The following is a 15,053-nucleotide window of genomic DNA, read 5'->3' as shown; positions in this document are numbered from 1 at the left end:
ATAAAACTTCAGCTATTAGATTAAAGAGTATAGTTTTTTAACTCTTTTACATATAATTCAAGTTCACTGATAAGTTTTTTTCTAAATCTTTCAGGCTTGATTACTTCTATGTGTGGTAGCCATGCTTTAATGAGGTTGTCCACATCTTCATCACAGCTAACACTAAACTTAACGATGATGGAACTATCAACATTCTTTTTTATAATTTCCTGAGATGAAAGGTGTTTTTTTAGTTCAAAGTAGTGAGCAATCTCTTTTTTAACTTTAACAGTTACATCAAAACTATTGCCATCTTCAAACCAAGCTGTATGTACGTTTTCTAAAAGTTCATCTGTATTAACATGTGTAGTTGAGTATACTTTTGTTGACGCTCGAAATTCTTGTATATTTGAAATTAAATAGGTTTTTATTTTCATGTCATTTCTATCTTTTGCAAATAGGTACCAGATACCATCAAAGGCAACTACCTTATAAGGGTCTATAGATGATGTTAAATCATTACTTTTGATACTAGAGACATTACGATTAGTGATAGCGTCTTCTATTTTGTTTAATAGTTCGGAGTTCATATTTATAGGTTCATAGAGTTCGGCTTTAAGATTATACGGGCTAAAAAAAAGTGGGTATGAAAGCTTTGCTCTAACAGTGTGAAGAGTTTTGTCCACTACCTCGTCAATGCCCTTTATACTATTTAACGCTAATTCTGTAATAAGAAGCTCATTTTCTCTAAGGGATTTGTCATCTAAGTTAAAGCCTTCTTCTAGAGTAACAATCCCTCTTTTTATCTCTATTGGAAAAAAGTGAAGCCTTTCATCAATGTCTCTTCTAATTGTACGTTCAGAAGTTCCATACTCTTCGGCTAAAACCTTCATATGAGTAGGTCCATTTATAGCTAAATAGTCCATCATTAAGCTTATTCTTGATAAATATTTATCGTGGTCACTTCCTTCCATCTCATCTCCATTTTTTTAATAGTAGGATAGTTAAATTTTACTTCTAAATACTTGAAAATATTTATACTATGCGAAGTTCCTCTTCAAAATCCATAGAGTCTAAAAGTAAACTGCTCTTATCAATCTCAACAGAAGGATATTTATCCATAAGTTTCATTGTTTTCTTAAATAAAAAATCGACTTCACAAGAGAGATCTGAATAATCATAGTGGGACATTGAATCCTCTATACTTTCTTTGAATGTTTTGATGTTTATTGCAATCACTTTCTTACTTTTAAAAAGTCTCGCGTCATAATTTAGTACATAAGGTTTATCTTGTTGCACATATAAAAAATGAAATAGTACTTTAAGTTCTTTTTGATATTTATACTCTATTTTCAGTTTTTCAGATTCTGTTATAAATATTGGAGTAGAGCACTGAACTTTAGAATAGTCATCACTTGAGCAAAGATACTCGAAACCTTCTAGGACTCTTAATTCGTTTATAGAGTTTATCTCTTCATCACTAGAACTTTTAAAGTAATATTTTTGGGTTAGATTTCCCATTAGAGCTTCAAACTTTTCATCTTCAAGTTTATCTTTAAGTAGAGCAGAGTTTTGAGTAGCAAGTATTAAGTCGACTTTTGCCTCTCTAAAAACATCTATAGGCAAGTCAGAGTTTTTACTTACTACTCTTTGAATCTCGTCTATAAATATAGAGATGGGATGCAGGTTCATCTTATTTGTGCGTTTGCTTAGTTCATAAAGTATGGTGTTGTTTAAACTTTCCACTACAACATCAGACATAGACTCTACATTTACAACGATGATCTTACCTTGGTTTAAAGCTGATGCAATGTCGAATGAATTAGTATTAAACATAATATTTTGTGAAAGACTCACTAATGGAGAGATTAACGAACCCATGATATTTTGAGTGAGATTTTCATTTGAGTCCTTACCAAAGCTATCTAAGGAAACTTGAGTATCCTCTAGTACAGTTTTAAACTTCTCTTTTTCTCGTATTAGTCTTGTGTATTTTTGTTTTAACAACTTAATATCTTGGGTCTCTTTTAAATTCTTTTGTAAGCTCTCCTCTATCAGGTTTTCCATATGTCGCTGAGTTTTTTCGAGTTTATTTATAAAGTCACATAGATTTTCAAAAGTAGAACAAATTTCTACTAAAGAAGCAATAGTTTTTTTTGTTGGAACCGATATTTTTGACTTCAGTGCAGATCTTTCTTTTTCATCAGTTTCAATTGATTCGTACTCTATACAAAAGTCCTCTACAGACTTTAAAACCTTTAGTACACTTTGTCCAAGTGATTTAGCACTGTTTTCCCAGTACTTACCATCCTTACCATGACTTAATATATTTGAAAAGAATTTGTCTAGTTCGTCCTCATCCATATTTTGAATTATATTTATACTTTTACCCCATGGTTTTCCTATCTCAACTACATCATCAAGTCTACCAAGAGACTCTGCTAAAACTTTAACACTAAAGTGCTCTTTTCCTTTGTAGTCATAAACTAAAATCCCATGTCCAAGCTCAAGTCTATTTTTAAGATTTGGGTAGATAAAGCTAGATGTTTTTCCACAACCTGTTTGTCCAAACGCGATAGAGTGAGTAAATGTTTCTGGAACCATTATTAGATCTTCTAAACAAGTCTCTGGTTCTCTTGTTTGTATAAAACCCATGTTAGCCATTGTTTATCCTTTTTGTTGGTTCATGAAAAGAGTATATTTAGATGTTGTGACAGCTTGTGTCATTTTGAGAACTATATAGACTTATATAGTTCATTGCAAATTTGTAAAGTGACATAACCTGTCATCTCTATATTTTATACTCTAAATTAGAAGTTGCTCTTTGAGTTAAAACAAATAATGTAAAGGATTAGATATGAAAGAAAAGACAAGAACATGGCTAGTTTAATCATAAGTATAGAGTCTTTTTTAGAAGAGCTTAATTACGATGTGGGAGATACTATTTTGCACATCAATATGGATATGGAGCCATGGGAAGTTGGTGAATTAGTTGATAGTGTCTACCCAATTCTAAGACAGAAAATCCCACAAGTAAAACTAGAAGTTAATGGCTATAGAACTTATGAAGAAGAGTATGGAGGCTTTTTAGCACATGGAGTTTTAACTATAGATACAAAGAAGTTAAATAAGAAGGATATTAATTTTATTAGAGAAGTAATTTTTCAACTTTCATAAAACTTCATTTCTTTCTCGACCGATGTGTTTTCCAAAAGAAACACTTTTATTTTATTTGATAGAAGAGCAATATTATGAATCTTACTCTCAACCTTTTAAATTTAAAATATTATTCCGCTTTATTATTAGAAGTCATTCTCTTCTAAGCAAGGAGCAGGGCCAGAGGAGACTGTGCAGTATTTTGATCCCTTTTGAAACGCCATGACATATGGACGTACAGTGATCTTGAGACTAGAAGCGACACTGGCGATGCTATTAATCTTAGTTTGTATATCAGCATCTATTACTACTTCATCTAAGTTGACATCTTGATGCTTAATCATTACCTTTTTAAGCGTTTCAACTGGATTAGATGATTGGTAGATATGTTGCAATAACTTATTTGAATTAAACTTCGGTAGTTTATATAAAAATATATAATAGCTGTTTACTTCTTGAGCCTTTTTGTTTTTAGTGATTTGCTGGATATATTTTTGAGAATATGGGCACATTGGATCTATAAAGATATAAGTTTTACAAAAAGATCCATTGCCAACTTTAATGGCATAGTTAGATATAGATTCTAACAGAGCTTGGGAGTCATCTGATAAGCTTGAGTCATTAATATTTAGCTTTTCTAGAGCGAAAATATTTAATGATAGTAAAAAAAGTAAAAAAAGTTTTTTCATAGTATATATACCTTTTATTTTTAATACATAAAGTATAAATTAGATAGATGACATGTTCTGTCATTTTCTATAAGACTATACGGGACCGTTTAAAAATCTGTGTCAATCGGGTAAAATAACAATTACTCAAGGACACACAGATGAAGATAGAAATAGATGCAGAGCAATTTGCTCGTGATATAAAGGCTGGTAAGAGTATCAGTGGTAAAGATGGAGCATTAAGCTCTTTAATAAAGCAACTTACAGAAGCTGCTCTCTCCGCAGAAATAGATTCCCATTTAACACAAGATATCTCAAAGAACCGTAAAAATGGCTATGCCACTAAAACTATGAAAAGTGAACATGGTGAATTTGAACTTGATGTTCCAAGAGACCGTAGTGGTAGTTTTGAGCCTGAGATTGTAAAGAAAAATCAACGAACTATGTCAGGTGAGATAGAAGATAAAATACTTGCTCTTTACTCTCATGGTAACAGCTACTCTCAAATAGCAAAGCTTATCGAAGATATTTACGGTGTAGGCTTTTCTAAGGGTGCAATCAGTACAGTAACAGATAAAATAATACCTATGCTTCAAGAGTGGAAAGTTCGTCCTCTTGAAGAAGTATATCCTTTTATATTTTTAGATGCGATTCACTATAAAGTAAAAGAGGATGGAAGATATATCTCAAAAGCATTTTATACCGTTCTCGGTGTCGGCATTGATGGGAAGAAAGAGATACTTGGTCTCTATCTCAATGAGAGTGAAGGTGCTAAGTTCTGGCTACAGGTACTTACTGATTTATCTCATCGTGGTGTTAAAGATATACTCATCGCTTCCGTTGATGGTTTAAAAGGCTTTCCTGAAGCCATAAACTCAGTCTATCCTGACACAGAAGTACAACTCTGTATTGTTCATCAAATCCGAAATTCACTTAAATATGTAGGTTCCGCTAATCAAAAGCAGTTCGCAAAAGAGTTGAAGAAAGTCTATCAAGCCTTTACGAAAGAAGAAGCTGAAATTGAACTCGATAAGCTTGAAGAAAAATGGGGTAAAAAATATCCAATCGTTTTTACTTCTTGGAGAAATAAATGGGATAATCTGTCTGTATATTTTAAATATCCAGCTGATATTAGAAAAGTAATCTATACCACCAATATCATTGAGTCTGTGCATCGACAGTTCAGAACACTGACTAAGACTAAAGGTGCTTTCCCTAATGATAATAGCTTATTAAAATTACTCTATATGGGCATCCAGAATGCCTCAAAAAAATGGACTATGCCAGTTAGAAACTGGAGCTTAACTATCTCTCAACTCTCAATTCACTTTGAGGGGAGATTAGATAAAGCTCTTAATTTATGATACAATTTTAGGAATTACTCGATACTGACACAGATTATTGAACACTACCGACTATACTTAAAATAATAAAAGCTCTTAACAATGGCCATTTGAAATGCTAATTATTAATTTATATCTTTAGACATTTCAGTTTTTATATCAATATTATTATCTAAGATATCATCTCTTTTTTTATATTTCTTAATTATATTTGATATCTTCATTGATTCGAATATAACTGAATAAAAACTTTCCCAAACAAATACCCAACCTCCAATTAAAAATATTTCTTTTAGTAATTCTGTTTCTTTATTGATTAAGTTTGATGCGATTAACATCGTAGATCCAATTATTAAATAGATAATTCCTTTTTTTAAGTTCTCATCTCTCTCTTTTTTAAGTTCAGCTTCTTTTTTATTATAAATTCTACTTAGGGAAGATTTGATTTTTTCAACTTGTGACTTGTCGTATTTTTCATCTATATATACTATGATCTTTAATTTATTATTTAGTCCATTTTCACTTAGTATATCATCTATATATTCAATTAAATCTGGATTTAATCTTCGTACTTCACTGGTCTTAAAATATTCAAATTCATTAAATGCATCTTCATATTTCTTCAAATTGATTTCTATAATATCTTTCATTCTCTAATCCTAATAAAAATATACTTGACTAATTATATTTTTATAAAAAGCTTTTAAATTGTAGCATAATTGAGAGAGAGTGGAAGAATGCTTTTTACTATTTCATTGCCTCTTTAGCATTTTTTTGTGTTGCGAATCGGTGTTTCCTTGAAATTCTATCTTCAACTATTTCTAATAAATCTCTATCTTCAGCAGTTTTGAGTGGACTCACTCCAAAGCTCTTTATCCTCTTCGGTTGTTCCACCCATCTTATCTCAAAAAGCTAAAATGTAAATGGCAGCCGCAATTGAAGCAATGGGTGCTTCCATATCAAAGTATGCATGGAGTGCTGACTAGGTTTTCTATTTATTTTTCCTAAAGTGATTACATTTATTTAAATAACTATATCCCATCTTCATATAAAGAGTTTTCAAGTTCTTTGGCAAGTACATTTATAGATATTGCTTCATTACCATCATAAAAATCATAGATAAGTAAATATTTATCTGAGAGGGCTAGAAATGATTTTTCAGTAACCTTATTAAAGGATATACTTTCAACTGCAATATTCCATAGACACAGTTTTTCACCTTCATTGCTCCAGAGTCTTAGAGTCTTATCATATGAACAAGAGAGTATCCTTCCATTTTCTAGAATCTTTGCACCATCTATAAAACCAGTATGCCCCTCTAAAACAGCTAAAGCTTTTCCTTGATTACTCCATAGTCTTAAAGTCACATCACTTGAGTAAGAGAGTATTCTTCCGTCAACTAGAATTTTTGCACCAATTACAGCACGGGTATGCCCTTCTAAAATTCTTAAAGGCTCACCTTCAGAACTCCATAGTCTTAAAGTATCATCCCATGAGTAAGAGAGTATCCTTCCATCTTCTAGAATCTTTGCACCACTTACATTATCAGTATGTCCCTCTAAAATTCTCAAAGGCTCACCTTCAGAACTCCATAGTCTTAAAGTCTTATCAACAGAATAAGAGAGTATTCTTCCATCTTCTAGAATCTTTGCACCACTTATATAACTAGTATGCCCCTCTAAAATAGCTAAAGCTTTTCCTTCATTACTCCATAGTCTTAAAGTTTTATCCTTTGAATAAGAGAGTATCTTTCCGTCTTCTAGAATCTTTGCACCCTTTACAGCACTGGTATGCCCTTCTAAAATTCTTAAAGGCTCACCTTCAGAACTCCATAGTCTTAAAGTATTATCCTCTGAATAAGAGAGTATTCTTCCATCTTCTAGAACCTTTGCACCATTTACAAAACTAGTATGCCCTTCTAAAATTCTTAAAGGCTCACCTTCAGAACTCCAGAGTCTTAAAGTTTTATCCCATGAGTAAGAAAGTATCTTTTCATCTTCTAAGATCTCTGCACCACTTACATGATCAGTATGTCCCTCTAAAACAGCTAAAGCTTTTTCTTCATTACTCCAGAGTCTTAAAGTATTATCAGCAGAATAAGAAAGTATTCTTCGATCTTCTAGAACCGCTACACCATTTACAAAACCAGTATGCCCCTCTAAAATTCTCAAAGGCTCACCTTCAGAACTCCAGAGTCTTAAGGTATTATCAGCAGAATAAGAGAGTATTCTTCCATCTTCTAGAATCTCTATGCCATTTACATAACTAGTATGCCCCTCTAAAACAGCTAAAGCTTTTCCCTCATTACTCCATAGTCTTAAAGTATTATCAGCAGAATAAGAGAGTATTCTTCCATCTTCTAGAATCTTTGCACCCTTTACAGTGCTGGTATGCCCTTCTAAAATTCTTAAAGGCTCACCTTCAGAACTCCATAGTCTTAAAGTTTTATCCTTTGAATAAGAGGGTATTCTTCCATCTTCTAGAACCGCTACACCTGAATAAGAAAGTATTCTTCCATCTTCTAGAACCGCTACACCATTTACAAAACCAGTATGCCCCTCTAAAATTCTCAAAGGCTCACCTTCAGAACTCCAGAGTCTTAAAGTATTATCAGCAGAATAAGAGAGTATTCTTCCGTCTTCTAGAATCTTTACACCACTTACATAATCAGTATGCCCCTCTAAAATTCTTAAAGGCTCACCTTCAGAACTCCATAGTCTTAAAGTATTATCCTCTGAATAAGAGAGTATCTTTCCGTCTTCTAGAATCTTTGCACCCTTTACAGCACTGGTATGCCCCTCTAAAATTCTCAAAGCCTCACCTTCAGAACTCCAGAGTCTTAAAGTATTATCAGCAGAATAAGAGAGTATTCTTCCATCTTCTAGAATCTCTACTCCGCTTACAATATAAGTATGCCCTTCTAAAATTCTCAAAGCCTCACCTTCAGAACTCCATAGTCTCAGAGTCTCATTTCGTGAATAAGAGAGTATCTTTCCGTCTTCTAGAATCTTTGCACCCTTTACAGCACTGGTATGCCCTTCTAAAATTCTTAAAGGCTCACCTTCAGAATCCCATAGTCTTAAGGTATTATCTACTGAATAAGAGAGTATCCTTCCATCTTTGAATATTTCTGTACCAAATATAGTATCAGAATGCCCCTCTAAAACCTTTAACAATCCAGTTCTTTTAAACTTTTTAGGTCTATTCCTCTTTTTTAACCATAAAAAATCTACTCTATCTTTCTCAAGTAGCTGTTCTGCATTATGGCTTAGAGGAGAGTTGTCTCCATCTTCATAAGCTAACTGAAACAAAGATTGACTAGCCCTCCAGTTAATTCCATCCACCCCAGTAATAAGGTGTGCTTTTTCAAGAAAAAACTTTTTCCATGAGTCAATCTCATCATCAGTAATACCATCAATTTCTACAGCTTTTTCGAGTACCTCTGTAAAGGTCTCTTCCTTATGGTTATTATAAACACTTCCAGAAAATTCAAGATCAATCAGAATCTCTTTTAGTCTTTTGCCATCTTTTGCATGAAAGAGTTGGTATGGAGTCTCTTCCAACATGTGAAGATTGTAATAGCGTTTATCCCAAAGTTTATCTTTATCTTGCAGTGTCAAGAAGTAATCGGCTAGTTCTTTATGTAACAGCTGAGAATTCTCTTTATATATACAGTTATGTACTGCTTCATCTATTTGTCTGTGGAAAAATGATATGAGATTTTGATTATCAATTGTTCTCTCATTGATAAAAGGTTTTAACTGTTCATGCAGTCTTGCCCATATTGAGATGGGAAATCGTCGTACTGTCTCACCATCTATAGTGAGGTCAAGTTTATTAAACTCCTCAAGATCAGTAAGTATTGATTCATCACGGCTTAGAAGGTCAAGTATTTCCTTTTCACTCAGACCATTTTTGGATGCGTATATAAGTCCTAAAAGTTTATGTACTATTTTTGGGGAATGGTGGTATTTTTCAGTGAGGTTGTCAATAAACTCTTTTATAACCTCTTGTATACCAACTCTAAGTTCTTCATTTGTATCCGTACTCTTCCATGTCTTTACCTCTTCAAATGCTATCTTGAGGTAAAGTGGAGAACTCTTACTTTCTCTAAATTTCTCAAGTGTATACTCAAACTGCTGTGGTGTTAGTGAATGCTTTTCTTTTTTAAGTAAGCTTTTGAGTGTCTGTGTTGCAGCAGCATCATTTAGTGCTTCGATATTTAGTTGGTTTTTTTTATCAAGTTTATTCTTTAAAAGGTCATAGTAATGTTCATACCCTTTTTGATCTAACATAGAGAGAATGATCTTTAGGTTTGAGGGTAACTCAAGTGGTAGCCACTGTAAGTAGTCTTTGTTTTGAAGTTGATCTAGAGCATCTAGTATTATCACTGTAGGCTTTTCTATTGTTAGTAGAAGTTCTTTTACTTGTTGGTTGAATTGATTATTATCTTGTTTTAAAGTCTCTGGTAGTACTAGAACTTTTTGTGCCGCAAGGTCATTGATTAGAGACTCTAGTAATGCTCTCGTGTTTGATGAGGATGAAGTAACACCAATAAAGCGATCAGCAATTGTATATATTAGTGCCTCTTCTGTCTGCTCAATTACTTTAGCCATAAATGATGACTTACCTATGCCTGAGACACCATGGACAATGAAAGGTTGAGTATTGTCACTATCTATATACTTTTGAATTACTTCTAATTCTTCTTCTCTTCCAAAGAAGACCTTTGTCTTTAAACTCTGAAATCTTTGCTGCTCACTTCTCTCTTGAGTAAGCTGTGAGATTTCTTGTGCTTCTGCTATCTGTTTATTTACTGCAAGCTTGAGCTTATCTATCATAAAGGTCTCAAACTCTAAAAGATAGCTCTTATCTGTGAATGGGTTATTTATATCCCCACTGAGGGTAACATCTGCTGGAAGAAGGTTAGATTTATTTAGGGTATTTTCAATAAGTTCTTTTTTAAAGTTAGTGACATTTGTTTGGTCTTTGTCGATGAATGACTTTGCAGGTTCGTTTGAAAGGTCTGCTGTTTCATGATCGTTGATGCTACGGACAAATCCATAGACATAGTCCTGATCGATTTCAGAGATTTCAGTATATTCTTCTTGCATTTCTAGTTGAAACTTGGTAGGTTGAAGATACTTGAATATCCCCTCTTGGACTTCTGCTTCTGTGGCTGAGAGAAAGTATTTGGTATATTGTGGTGTTCCTTTGAAAAGTGCATTGGCGGCATCTTGAAGAAGTGCACGAAGTTCATTCTCTAGCTTTTCCCAATCTTGCCAGTCTGCATATGCTCCTTTAGGTTCTCTCGGCTTTAGTACATAGGCATGTAAATCTTCTATGAGATGATTGCTATCTTCGATGTACCATTCATTTAATAGTTGAAGAGCACTAGAGTTATTTGTATAAAAGTCTAGGATACTCTCAAACTCACTCTTTTTAATAGCATAAGGAAGAGATACCCATCCATAACGGTTTCCGAGCATTATAAGAAAGTTTGGATGAGGGAAGTGCTTACAAGCACGAACTTCGTTGAGACATAACTCTAGAGTTTTTTGATCAAGTTGTGCTTCATTGTTAACACCCCAGCGCAGGTCAACGGGTTGGAACTGATATCCTTGTTCCGTACAATGCTTGTCTATCTCTGGAAAGACCTTCTCATGTAAGACTCGACGTTCAAGTTGGAAGTCACTGAAAGTTGATGATATAAATAGTCTAAATGTTTTTGTATTGTTCACTGGATTCCTCATTAAGCTTTATAGCCACTTCATTCATTGATATTTTCTTATTATTTGTTTTTTATAATTGATTCTTGTAGTGAAATACTACCGAAAATAGTATAAACTATTCTTCTTTCTCTTGGAACATCATCGTAGTAGCCATACAAGAGATAAACTTTCGACTGTACTCTCTCTTGAGAATTACAAAACATTTTTCATATATCTCTTCTATCTCTTTAAGTTCATATTTTCCATTTTTACTTCTTAAAATGTAAGCATCGTTAAACACACTAAACAATTCATTGAGATTATTGGCTGTAGTCTCACCTATGTTATCTGGAGACAAATCTTCAAGTATCATTTTTAATTCTTGTTGCGCTTTCATTATGTTGCCTAGCCTAGTCATCTGAGTTTTCCTTAGTCGTAGCTAGCACTTCTAAGCCCAACTCGTCTAGTGATATTTCAAAGTAGTGCTCAAACAAATCATAGAACCTATAAGAGATAATCCCATCCGTCAAGATTTTACGTTTATTAAAATGCTCTATGGCCATTGGTTTAACTATTTCCAATACCTCTTCTTTAGATTTTCTATATACACTTTGAGCATTTACATGAACTTTTAAACCAGTGTTCATCATTGCAGCAGCCCAACTATTAACGTTAATTATTCCATTTGGATGTTTACGAGTTTGAGCCTTTATGCATGGATAGCCACTTCGAGCTCTAGCATGTATATTTTTAATCTTGTCGTATGGAACGCTAAACTGGTTTAAAAAAGAAATAGTTCTATGTTCACCTAATAAGTCTCTTTCTAGTCCCTTTACTAATTGAGAGTTGACATGAGTATAGATACTTTGTAGTAAGCTGTATATGTCTTCATCTTCTAAAAACTTTTCAATAAGAGATACTCTATAGTCATTATCATCGATAATATTATTTAGAAAAACATCTTTTCCTACAGCTGCAATAGTGTTTTTTATATGTTCCTCCAATGTAGCTGGATTATCAAGGCTATATCTTTGTATGAAATCATCATCAGAACATGTAAGTTTAAATCTTTCTATGGACAAACGATCTTCGTCATCCCTTTGATGCCATATAGTGTGTAGTTCATTTTCTATACTTATACCAATATGATATATTTTTTCTAAAGGAATCTCTACTAATCCTCCATTGGCTTTTAAAATTATCTCTGCTTGTTTTTTACTCTCTAGTTTATCAAGGTAGTCTCCTATCTCTTCCTCCATCTTGACTCTATTATTCATTCGGTTTTTAAATCCACTCGCTTCCAATATCCGCTTTATTTCAGAATTTTTTTCCTCTTCTGATGAAAAACTTGTTTTCCCAAACAGATGACCATAAATGTCATCATTAGCAACAAGGCTCATTGATGGTCTATAATCTTCATTTGGCTCAGCTAGCAGTTGGTTTCCATTGTAATTTTTTTGTTTATTGCAATCTACATGGTAAAGTTTACCCGTCTGTCCAAAGTTACCATAACCTATATATGCCTCATGAATATAAAAATCCCTTTTTGATTGTAGTAGCGTGTTTATTATCTGTTCTTGTAATGTCATATCATTGTCCTTGAAGTTATATAACTTAGCGACACATTTTTTCTAAGTTATTTGTTGTGGGCTCATTTGAGCTTACTGGTCTGTAATCCTTAAGTGTTTATATGTAAATTATAATGGAGAAAAGTGACGGGTTGTGTCACAGTTGAGCTCTTATTAGATCTTGAATAGTTATATAGCGGCTGTTTGAAAAGTACTTCAAAGGACATCCTTTGTCTATGAATTTGGTGCAATCATCCAGGCCAATTTTATTCATATAATTAGAATCAACTTTTAAAGCTTCTTTAACAATTACTGTAACTTCATCTGCATCTTTACAACTGTCTAATAATTTACGAATTGCAAACTGTTTAGTTTGATAATTATCATCGTGTATAAAGGTCTTTAGTTCATATCCTCTATCAACAAGTGCATTAATGACATATCGATGTTTGTGTTTCATGAAATAGCTCAAGGGAAATCCCATATTCATCAGATTTATGCAAGTTGTTTCATGAAGTTTTTCAATAAAATCAGGAATGGTCTGCATAACGGAGTCAACTATTTTTACTACTTCGTTCATATTAGAGGCTTGCTCTGCAATTACTTCTAAAGCATCACTGGAAACACCATATCCCTTGTCGTAAAGAAGATTCTCCAAGCAATATCCTTGAGAAATCACAGCTTTTTTTACATAGCTATCTTTATCTTTTACTAGTATATCAAGGCGATATCCTTGTCTAGCTACTTCATCACGTACATATTCATTTTCGTCGTATACCAATGTATCAAGCCCATATCCTTGTCGTGCGACTGCTTTACGAACATCATAGTCTTTGTCGTAGAGTAGAATGTCTAGTCCATAACCTTGATCGGCGATACACTCACGAACTTGAGAGGATGTGTCTTTTACTAAAATGTCTAGACCATAGCCTTGTTTTACAACATCAACACGCACCCAATAATCTTCATCATGAATAAGTATATCAAGTCCATACCCTTGCTTAGCGACCTCGCTACGTACTTTTGGATCTTTATCATTTATCAATACATCTAAACAATACCCTTGTTTGGCAACAGTAGCTCTTATTTTTGAGCTATTACTATTGATAAAGTACGACAAACAGTACCCTTTATTTATAATGTCAATGGCTATATCTTCATCTATAACCATATTGTTTAGCCAAAGTCCTGGAATGTTAACATCTGAGATAGGCGGTAAATTCACAATATATGTAAGTGCTTTTAGTGCTTCCTCATCGTTCTCACAATGGACTATCTTTTTAAGAGACTCCTCTCTTGCTGCACGACTAACATTAGAATCACCATCTAGCATGAGGGTTTTGAGCTCGTATCCTGATTTTGCCAAACCAGTTCGGACACTTGGACTTTTATCATTTACTAAAATCTCAGTTTTATATCCTTGTTCGGCCACCGTACGACGTACTCTATCGTTTTCATCGCTTATCAATATATCAAGACCGTAACCTTGTTTCGCCACTGCACAACGCACTACCGGTTCTTCATCATTTATAAGTTTTTTTAGATCATATCCAGACTGTGCCACTCCAGCACGAACTAAGGCACTTTTATCATTAATAAGTACAGAAGATTGGTAACCTTGTGCTCCAACTGCAGCTCTAATCTTTTCATCGCTACTATGTATGAAAACATCAAGACCATAGTTCTTTTTAATGGCTATGTAAGTTATCCAGTTATTATCCAAGTTAGCACCTTCGGCCATCCTCCAATGCACTTTTCTGTTATAGTAGTCCCGTGTTACAAATATATGATAATTCTCTTGTGTCATCTCATCAGCAATCCTAATAGCGAGTTCGTTCGCTTCTTTGAGAGCATAAACTCTATCACTATGCGTTAGTATCTCATTGCAACAACCATGTCCCATAACTTCTCCTTGTGTATAATCGAATTTTTATGACTAAGTTTCCCATAATTGTAAGGTTACTTTTTTAATAGTATTTATTTTTAACTCTTCGTAAAACTTTAGAACAACACTCTGCTGGAGAGGTTGTCTGCTTTTTAGATGCGGCATAATCTGTAAAAGTTTTTGATAAGCCTCTTCATGTGTAGAGCCAACCATGGATAAAAACTCATCTACAGGTATATCACATCGATTGTCAAGCATACATGGACTATGTTCTATAAAATCATATGAATTGTTAAACTCTCCCCAATCTCTTCCAAAGGATTTCAAATTTAAATATAAGCAATTGTCTTCATTACCCCAGCCTCCATTAGGATTCATCTGTTTATCAAAATATACTATTGCTCTGATATCAAGCATTCCTTCTCCTTTAGTATTTATATATGAATTATAGTAGATAAAAGTGACAGCTTATGTCATATCTAAGATGCTAAATCTTTAAACATTTTTTATATGTCGAAAATAACCAATAATGCAAATAATGGGAAAAGTAATATTAATATAAGCATACGAAAATAAAAAATTAAACTACTATGATCATACCTTTTCCAAGCTCTATGAAAATAAAACATTTTATGGCGTTTAACAGAATCCATTTCAACTAGAACATATGAAACAATATATATGGTAAATAATATATTCATTTCTTCTCCCTTTATTTGAACTATAAAAAGTATACTCAGATA

11 protein-coding genes are annotated in these 15,053 nt (G+C 33.3%); 2 read left to right on the top strand and 9 right to left on the bottom strand.

The annotated features are described in order from the left end of the window. Positions 1–20: 20 nt before the first annotated feature. Positions 21–953 (bottom strand): helix-turn-helix transcriptional regulator, encoded by a 933-nt coding sequence (locus GJV85_RS08840; protein WP_207561029.1) that lies wholly within the window; start codon positions 951–953, stop codon positions 21–23. Positions 954–1,014: 61 nt separating this feature from the next. Continuing rightward, on the bottom strand, positions 1,015–2,643 hold the full coding sequence (locus tag GJV85_RS08835; protein WP_207561028.1) for a TraM recognition domain-containing protein: 1,629 nt from the start codon (positions 2,641–2,643) through the stop codon (positions 1,015–1,017). Between the two features lie 213 nt (positions 2,644–2,856). Between GJV85_RS08835 and GJV85_RS08830 the strand changes: the two genes are divergently transcribed. Further along, entirely contained in the window at positions 2,857–3,156 is a 300-nt protein-coding gene (locus GJV85_RS08830) for a hypothetical protein (RefSeq protein WP_207561027.1), read from the top strand. Positions 3,157–3,281: 125 nt separating this feature from the next. Here the strand turns inward: GJV85_RS08830 and GJV85_RS08825 are convergent, their stop codons facing one another. Further along, positions 3,282–3,824: a thioredoxin domain-containing protein gene (locus tag GJV85_RS08825; protein ID WP_207561026.1), complete on the bottom strand. Its 543-nt coding sequence runs from the start codon at positions 3,822–3,824 to the stop codon at positions 3,282–3,284. 140 nt (positions 3,825–3,964) lie between these two features. On the opposite strand from GJV85_RS08825, the gene GJV85_RS08820 reads away from it, so the two are divergent. Then, positions 3,965–5,167, top strand: a complete 1,203-nt coding sequence (locus GJV85_RS08820) for an IS256 family transposase (protein WP_207561025.1) — start codon at positions 3,965–3,967, stop codon at positions 5,165–5,167. Positions 5,168–5,271: 104 nt separating this feature from the next. Here GJV85_RS08820 and GJV85_RS08815 read toward each other — a convergent pair whose 3' ends face one another. From GJV85_RS08815 to GJV85_RS08790, 6 genes are all read right to left on the bottom strand, one after another. Continuing rightward, entirely contained in the window at positions 5,272–5,796 is a 525-nt protein-coding gene (locus GJV85_RS08815; RefSeq protein ID WP_207561024.1) for a hypothetical protein, read from the bottom strand. Positions 5,797–6,177: 381 nt separating this feature from the next. Then, positions 6,178–10,887: an AAA family ATPase gene (locus GJV85_RS08810; protein ID WP_207561023.1), complete on the bottom strand. Its 4,710-nt coding sequence runs from the start codon at positions 10,885–10,887 to the stop codon at positions 6,178–6,180. 106 nt (positions 10,888–10,993) lie between these two features. After that, positions 10,994–11,254, bottom strand: a complete 261-nt coding sequence (locus tag GJV85_RS08805; RefSeq protein WP_207561022.1) for a hypothetical protein — start codon at positions 11,252–11,254, stop codon at positions 10,994–10,996. Positions 11,255–11,267: 13 nt separating this feature from the next. Continuing rightward, positions 11,268–12,446, bottom strand: coding sequence for a hypothetical protein (locus GJV85_RS08800; RefSeq protein WP_207561021.1), 1,179 nt, complete (start codon positions 12,444–12,446; stop codon positions 11,268–11,270). Positions 12,447–12,582: 136 nt separating this feature from the next. Beyond that, entirely contained in the window at positions 12,583–14,328 is a 1,746-nt protein-coding gene (locus GJV85_RS08795; protein WP_207561020.1) for a HEAT repeat domain-containing protein, read from the bottom strand. A 33-nt stretch (positions 14,329–14,361) separates the two neighbouring features. Next, positions 14,362–14,727: a hypothetical protein gene (locus GJV85_RS08790; RefSeq protein ID WP_207561019.1), complete on the bottom strand. Its 366-nt coding sequence runs from the start codon at positions 14,725–14,727 to the stop codon at positions 14,362–14,364. Between the last annotated feature and the right edge of the window lie 326 nt (positions 14,728–15,053).

The sequence above is a fragment of the Sulfurimonas aquatica genome, from assembly GCF_017357825.1.
GTDB classification, from domain to species: domain Bacteria; phylum Campylobacterota; class Campylobacteria; order Campylobacterales; family Sulfurimonadaceae; genus Sulfurimonas; species Sulfurimonas aquatica.
Note: the sequence above shows the minus strand (reverse complement) of the source record. Positions and strands in the feature narration are given on the sequence as shown.